The following is a 6,623-nucleotide window of genomic DNA, read 5'->3' as shown; positions in this document are numbered from 1 at the left end:
TGGTCCGGCCGGCAGGTGGAAAATCGCAGACCGATGCCCATTTTTTTAATTTCAACCGTAGCGGGGAAAGGGGTGGAAATTTGCGTCGTGGACGCCGGCCGGCCGTCAACTGCCGGTTCACCGGCGCTCCTGCGGCAGCTGTCTGCCATTATCAGCGTCAGCCGATCATCGGCGCGACGGGCGCGGACACCGCCGGGCAGATGAAGCTCCTTTACCCCGCAGCCGTCCGTCAACAGGTGCAACACGGATTGGACGTGGGCGAAGGTGATCCGTCGCAGGGTACCGGTAAGATTCGCCAAGGCCTTTCGGACTATACGGCGGGCCAGGGCAGGATGCGTCTGGCGGATGGCTTGGGCAGAGAGTGTGATAGTTCCATCAGTGCGCTCAAGCGCTGCTTTTTTGTACTCGGCGGCCGTAATGTCCTCGATCCACGCTTCCTCAGTTCTCATCACATCGGCCAGCTGATTGAGGTTCGCCTCGATGCGCGGATTGTAATCGGATGCCAGGAGTGGCAGCAGGTGGTGCCGGATGCGGTTGCGCACAAACCGGAGGTCATTGTTGGATGCATCCAGAACAAAGGCGATGCCCGCCTGGGCAACGAATGTTTCAATCTGTGAGCGGCCGACATTGATCAGGGGGCGGATGATGCATGCCTGCCGCACCGGTGTGATGCCGGAAAGTCCGCGCGGGCCGGTCCCACGCAACAGGGCCATGAGCATCTGTTCGGCGTTGTCGTTCGACTGGTGGCCAAGCGCTAGCTTATCGTAGCCGACATCGGACATGATTTTCCTAAAAAACGCATAGCGAACCCGACGGGCGGCTTCTTCCAGGGAGAGACCCAGTTTTTCTTTTACCTTTAATACGTGGCCGCGGGCGATATGGACAGGGTAGTCTAATGCCCGGGCCGCTTGACGCACCACCTCGGCATCCCTGTCTGCCGATGCACCCCGCAGACAATGGTTCAGATGGGCCACGCCCAGCCGGATTTTCAGGTCGGGCGCCAGTCGGCTCAGCAGGTGGAGCAGTGCCATGGAATCCGGGCCGCCGGATACCCCCACCAGCACCCGATCTCCCGGAGCCGTCATATGGTGGGTGGCAAGCGTCTGTTCGACCGTTGCCAGAAGGATCGTTGTCTCAGATGTTGCTGAGAATGGTGGCATGGATCAGTTCGGCGTTTTTCCGATCCCAGAAGCCGACATAACCACTTCTGACCGCCACTTCGGTCATGTCGTAGCGCACTGTCCGAATGGTTACCTTCACCGGAGAGCCGTCGTTCTGGCGTGCCGTGATGGTGGTTTCACTGCCCGTCTGGTTTTTCTCATCGATGGTGATCTTCAGGTAATCTAGACTCTGGATGGTTGCGTTTTCAGTGTGGGTGAAGTCCTTGGCGTAGGAACGGATCAATTCTCCCTTGATCCAGGTGTAAACGCCGGCTCCTGTTCCGGCACCAACAACGATGGCTGCGCAGCCTGCCGTGAAAAGCAGGGCGACCAGTAAGGTGATCGCAGTAATGGTTCGTGCCATTATCGGCTCCTCCAAATCTGTTGTAAGGGTTGTTCTCAGTAAGCTGCAGCCCTTGACTTATTGCATGACCAAAGGGAAGTCAATACCGCAGACTCGACAGGGTGACCGGTGGCCATGGGTTTCCCTGTAAATCAATTGATAAAGATGTGCACTTATCTCTTGAAAAAGGGGCAGGGATCATACTATAGGGGCACCGGTTGTGCTAGGCGGGGAGCCAGCGGTGCCCTTTACCCGAAATCCGCTTCATGCGGGGCTGAATTCCCCCCTTAGGGTTAATCCCGAGAAAATCAGGCCATTTTGGCCGGCCGCCGCGCAACAGACGGTCTCGAACCTCGTCAGGTCCGGAAGGAAGCAGCGATAAGGGATGCGGTCTGTGTCGTGGATCGATCCCGGCCATGTTTTGGCTCAGATTTTTCGGATCAGCTCGACGGGGGGTGCACAACCATCTCATCTGTCCTGCTGCGCTGCCCCGCCGTTTAATTGATCCAACCTATCAAATTTACAATTAATTATTATTAATCAGAGAAGGCCGGACGGGTCCTTGACAAGCCACCATCTGGTCTTATTTTTTGTCAACTTTGCGGACCCGGTTGAAGTCAACTGCTTAACATTCAAGCTTTTCGGACGGACCGGGAGCCCACCGGCCGCGAAGATGAGAAAATCCAGTGAAACCAGGAGATACAGGAGCTGATGGCACAAAAGAAAAAAATTGTGATCGAAGACGAGAACGATACAACGCCGCAAGACCCCCCATCAATACCTTCGAACCCAGACGATGCCGCCGATGAACCGCTGGACGCCCCTGATTCGCCAACGGATCTTACAGAAAAATTGGCGGCGGCGGAGGCTGAAGCCAGTGAAAACCGCGACCGCATGCTTCGGATGGCCGCCGAACTGGAAAATTATAAAAAGCGGGCTGCCCGGGACCTGGACGACATTAAAAAATACGCCACCGAGAACCTGATTCGGCAGCTGCTGACGGTTGTGGACAACCTGGAGCGGGCGATTGCCTCGGCCAATTCGGAGAACGAAAGTGGTCAGAGTCTGGTTGACGGTGTCGCCCTGACACTGGCAGAGATCATGAAAATTCTGGAAAAACATTACGTCAGCCCCATTCAAGCATTGGGAGAGCCTTTTGATCCGGCCTTTCATCAGGCCATGTGCCAGGAGGAGAGCACCGATCAGCCGCCCAACACGGTGGTGCAGGAATTTCAAAAGGGATATCTGATTCATGAGCGGCTGCTTCGCCCGGCCATGGTGGTGGTCTCGAAGGCCGCCCAGAGCGGACAGGCACCCGAACAAACAATTAATACGAACGCTTAAATCAATACTATTTCTAAGGATCGTCGAAGGTAAGGAGGAACATCAGATGGGCAAGATTATCGGAATTGATCTCGGGACCACCAACTCCTGTGTGGCCATTATGGAAGGCGGCGACGCCAACGTGATCACCAATCCGGAAGGTGGCCGCACCACACCTTCCATTGTGGCCGTCAGCGAGAGTGGAGAGCGGACGGTGGGGCAGATCGCCAAGCGGCAGGCCATCACCAACCCGGAGAATACGGTTTTTGCGGTCAAGCGGCTTATTGGCAGAAAGTATTCATCTGCCGAGGTTCAGAATGACATCAAAATACTCCCTTACCATATCAAGCAGGCTGAAAATGGCGATGTCCGCATCGATTTAAGGGGAAAACTCCACAGCCCGGCAGAAATTTCATCTTTTATCCTGGCTCACATCAAGAAATACGCAGAAGACTACCTGGGTGAAACGGTGACGGATGCGGTGATCACCGTGCCGGCTTACTTCAACGACAGCCAGCGCCAGTCCACCAAGGATGCCGGAAAAATTGCCGGGCTCAATGTGCTGCGCATTATCAACGAACCCACGGCCGCCTCCCTGGCTTATGGCCTGGACAAACGCAGTGAAGAGAAGATTGCCGTATTCGACCTGGGCGGCGGCACCTTCGATATTTCGATTCTCGAGATCGGTGAAGGTGTTTTTGAAGTCAAGGCCACCAACGGCGACACCCACCTGGGCGGCGAAGACTTCGATCTGCGGCTTATCGATTTTCTGGCAGACGAGTTCAAGAAGGATCAAGGCATCGATTTGAGAAGTGACAAGATGGCCCTGCAGCGGCTCAAAGAGGCGGCGGAAAAGGCCAAGATGGAACTTTCCTCCTCCATGGAAACCGATGTGAACCTGCCCTTTATTACCGCCGACGCCAGCGGTCCCAAACACCTCAATGTCAAGATCACCCGAGCCAAGCTGGAAGGGCTGGTTGCCGATCTGCTGGACAAGCTGGAGCCCCCATGCCGGACCGCGTTAAAAGACGCCGGCCTGTCCACCGGGGACATCGACGAAGTCATTCTGGTGGGCGGCATGACGCGTATGCCGGCAGTGCATAACCGGGTGAAGCGTATTTTCGGCAAAGAACCCCATAAGGGCGTGAACCCCGACGAAGTGGTGGCGCTGGGTGCAGCCATTCAAGGTGGCGTGCTCAAGGGTGATGTGAAGGATGTGCTGTTGCTGGATGTCACACCGCTGTCCCTGGGGATCGAAACGCTTGGGGGCATCATGACGCGGCTCATCGAAAAAAACACCACCATCCCGACCCGTAAAAGCCAGGTTTTTTCCACGGCGGCGGACAACCAGCCGGCGGTCTCCATCCACGTACTCCAGGGCGAACGCGAGATGGCCGCCAGCAACAAGACCCTGGGACGGTTTGAACTGGTTGGCATCCCGCCTGCCCCCCGCGGCGTTCCACAGATCGAGGTGACGTTTGACATCGATGCCAACGGTATCGTCAATGTTTCCGCCAAGGACACGGCCACTGGCAAAGAGCAGTCCATTCAGATTACGGCCTCCAGCGGCCTTTCTAAAGAGGATATCGACAAGCTGATTAAGGATGCCGAATTGCATGCCGATGAGGACAAGAAGAAAAAGGAGTTGGTCGAAGCCAGGAACCACGCCGATACGCTCATCTATACGACTGAAAAATCCTTGAAGGATCTTGGAGAGAAAGTGGATGCCGAGACCCGCAGCAAAATCGAAGCCTCCTCGACAGCGCTGAAGAAGGCCATGGAAGGCGATGATGTGAGTGAGATTCAGCGGCTGAGTGAAGAGCTGACCCAGGCATCTCACAAGGTGGCCGAAGCCATGTACAAGCAGGCCTCCGAGGCGGGGGCCGGCGGTGCGGACGGTCCGGGCCCCGATGCCGGCGCGGATGCAGGGAGTGCCGGTGCAGATGACGATGTGGTGGATGCCGATTTCGAAGAGGTGAAAGACAAAAAATAGACCTGCGCTTGAGGCAAAGGCAGGGCCGTGCTTCAGAGATTGAAAAAACCCGCACCGTTAGCCGGCTGCGGGTTTTCTTTTTCTGAAAAACCAAAGCGGGGCCGGTCCAGCTGCAAGTCAACTTGAACAGGTTTGAAGATTGATCCCGTGTACGACGGCGACCGTGAAGGAGCTGCGGGTTTGATCAAACTATCTAACCGCTTTAAAACTTTCCGCCTGCCCGGCATATTGTCTGCGTAATCTGGGCTTTTCGATCTTGCCGGTGGGGTTTCGCGGCACGTCCCCGAAAATGATTTTGCGGGGGCGTTTATAGCGGGGCAGGGCGATGCAGAAGTCATCCACTTCCGCGCAGGTCAGGTCGCAGCCGTTTTTTACCTTGATGATGGCTGTGGTGATTTCTCCCAGCCTCAAACTGGGCAGACCAATCACCCCCACATCCTGTATTTTAGGATGATTCATGAGAAAATCCTCGATTTCCACCGGGTAGATGTTTTCTCCACCGGTGATGATCACATCCTTTTTTCGGTCCACCAGCCAGATGAAGCCCTCTTCGTCCTGCCGGGCCACATCACCGGTGAGCAGCCATCCGTTCACGATCGCAGCGGCCGTGGCCTGGGGATTCTTATAGTACTCCTTCATGACGCCGGGCCCCTTGATGATCAGTTCTCCGGGGTTTCCCTGCGCGACCGGGTGGAATTGGTCGTCGACGATCCGACACTCCCAGTCAAACCCGGGAGAACCGATGGCTCCGACTTTGTGCATGTTTTCGATTCCCAGATGGATGCAGCCGGGGCCGGTGCTTTCGGTGAGGCCGTAGTTGGTGTCGTACTGGTGATTGGGGAAGACCGTGCGCCATTCCTTGATCAGGCTTGCGGGGACAGGCTGGGCGCCGATATGCATGAGCCGCCATTGGTCCAGACGGTAGTTTTTCAATTTGAGTTCGCCGCTTTTGATGGCCAACAGCAGGTCCATGGCCCAGGGCACCAGTAGCCAGACGATGGTTATTTTCTCTTCGGAGATGGCATCTAAAATCCATCGGGGTTCTATGCCTTTGAGAATGACCGCTTTTGCTCCCACGATGAAATTGCCGAACCAGTGCATTTTTGCTCCCGTGTGATACAGGGGGGGGATGCACAGAAAATTGTCCGTGTGGGTCTGGTGGTGGTGTCGGTTCTCCACATAACAGGCGTGCTCCAGGTTGCGGTGCGTCAGGCGGGCGGCCTTGGGTGTGCCGGTGGTACCCGAAGTGAAGTAAAGCGCCGCGTCATCGCAGATGTCTATGGCCACCCCCGGGTCTTCGGCCGGATGGCCGGCAATGAGCCGGTCAAGTGGTTCCGCCCAGGCGGGGCACTTGTCTTTTGGGCCTTCGAAGATAAATGTTTGGACGCAGTTTTCAATCTCGGCCCGGATTTCCGTCACCCGGTCGATGAAGGCCTCGCCGAAGATGAATGCCTTTGCCTCGGCGGTGCGGGTGCACTTGGCGATCGTTTTTGCGACGAACCGGAAATTCAATGGAACCGCCCAGGCTCCGGTTCTCAGGATACCAAAATAGGCGGGCAACCATAAGATGCCGTTCATCATCAGGTGAACGACCCGGTCCCCCTTTTTTACCCCCCTGGCGATCAAGGCCTGGGCAATGGCGTTGGCTTGGTCGTCGAGGGTATTCCAGGAGATCTCCACCCGGCGGTGTTTTCCTGGTTCCCGTTCGACGAGGGCGGTCTCCTGTCCGTACATGCGGGCATTTCTGGCCAGAATTTCTGTGATGAGCATGATGATTCCCCTTGCTTTGTAAAACGGCGTCGGT

At 56.2% G+C, this 6,623-nt stretch carries 5 protein-coding genes and 1 other RNA gene; 3 read left to right on the top strand and 3 right to left on the bottom strand.

The window, feature by feature from the left end; translation table 11 throughout:
- Both tilS and ABYV26_RS17845 read right to left on the bottom strand, forming a co-directional pair.
- Positions 1 to 1,160, bottom strand: a 1,160-nt coding sequence (tilS, locus tag ABYV26_RS17850; protein WP_372682709.1) for a tRNA lysidine(34) synthetase TilS, incomplete at its 3' end; no start/stop codon positions are given.
- Positions 1,135 to 1,524: a DUF3568 family protein gene (locus tag ABYV26_RS17845; RefSeq protein WP_372682708.1), complete on the bottom strand. Its 390-nt coding sequence runs from the start codon at positions 1,522 to 1,524 to the stop codon at positions 1,135 to 1,137. The genes tilS and ABYV26_RS17845, both read right to left, overlap by 26 nt.
- 197 nt (positions 1,525 to 1,721) lie before the next feature.
- On the opposite strand from ABYV26_RS17845, the gene ffs reads away from it, so the two are divergent.
- The 3 genes from ffs (at position 1,722) to dnaK (ending at position 4,819) form a co-directional block, all read left to right on the top strand.
- An RNA gene (gene ffs, locus ABYV26_RS17840) (signal recognition particle sRNA large type) lies at positions 1,722 to 1,966 on the top strand.
- A 248-nt stretch (positions 1,967 to 2,214) separates the two neighbouring features.
- Positions 2,215 to 2,847: a nucleotide exchange factor GrpE gene (gene grpE, locus ABYV26_RS17835; protein ID WP_372682707.1), complete on the top strand. Its 633-nt coding sequence runs from the start codon at positions 2,215 to 2,217 to the stop codon at positions 2,845 to 2,847.
- A 46-nt stretch (positions 2,848 to 2,893) separates the two neighbouring features.
- Entirely contained in the window at positions 2,894 to 4,819 is a 1,926-nt protein-coding gene (gene dnaK / locus ABYV26_RS17830) for a molecular chaperone DnaK (RefSeq protein ID WP_372682706.1), read from the top strand.
- Positions 4,820 to 5,008: 189 nt separating this feature from the next.
- Here dnaK and ABYV26_RS17825 read toward each other — a convergent pair whose 3' ends face one another.
- Positions 5,009 to 6,589, bottom strand: a complete 1,581-nt coding sequence (locus ABYV26_RS17825) for a class I adenylate-forming enzyme family protein (RefSeq protein WP_372682710.1) — start codon at positions 6,587 to 6,589, stop codon at positions 5,009 to 5,011.
- Positions 6,590 to 6,623 lie beyond the last annotated feature (34 nt).

The sequence above is a fragment of the Desulfosarcina sp. genome, assembly GCF_041551955.1.
GTDB lineage: Bacteria > Desulfobacterota > Desulfobacteria > Desulfobacterales > Desulfosarcinaceae > Desulfosarcina.
The sequence above is the reverse complement of the archived record's forward strand: the minus strand, read 5'-3'. Positions and strand labels throughout refer to the sequence as shown.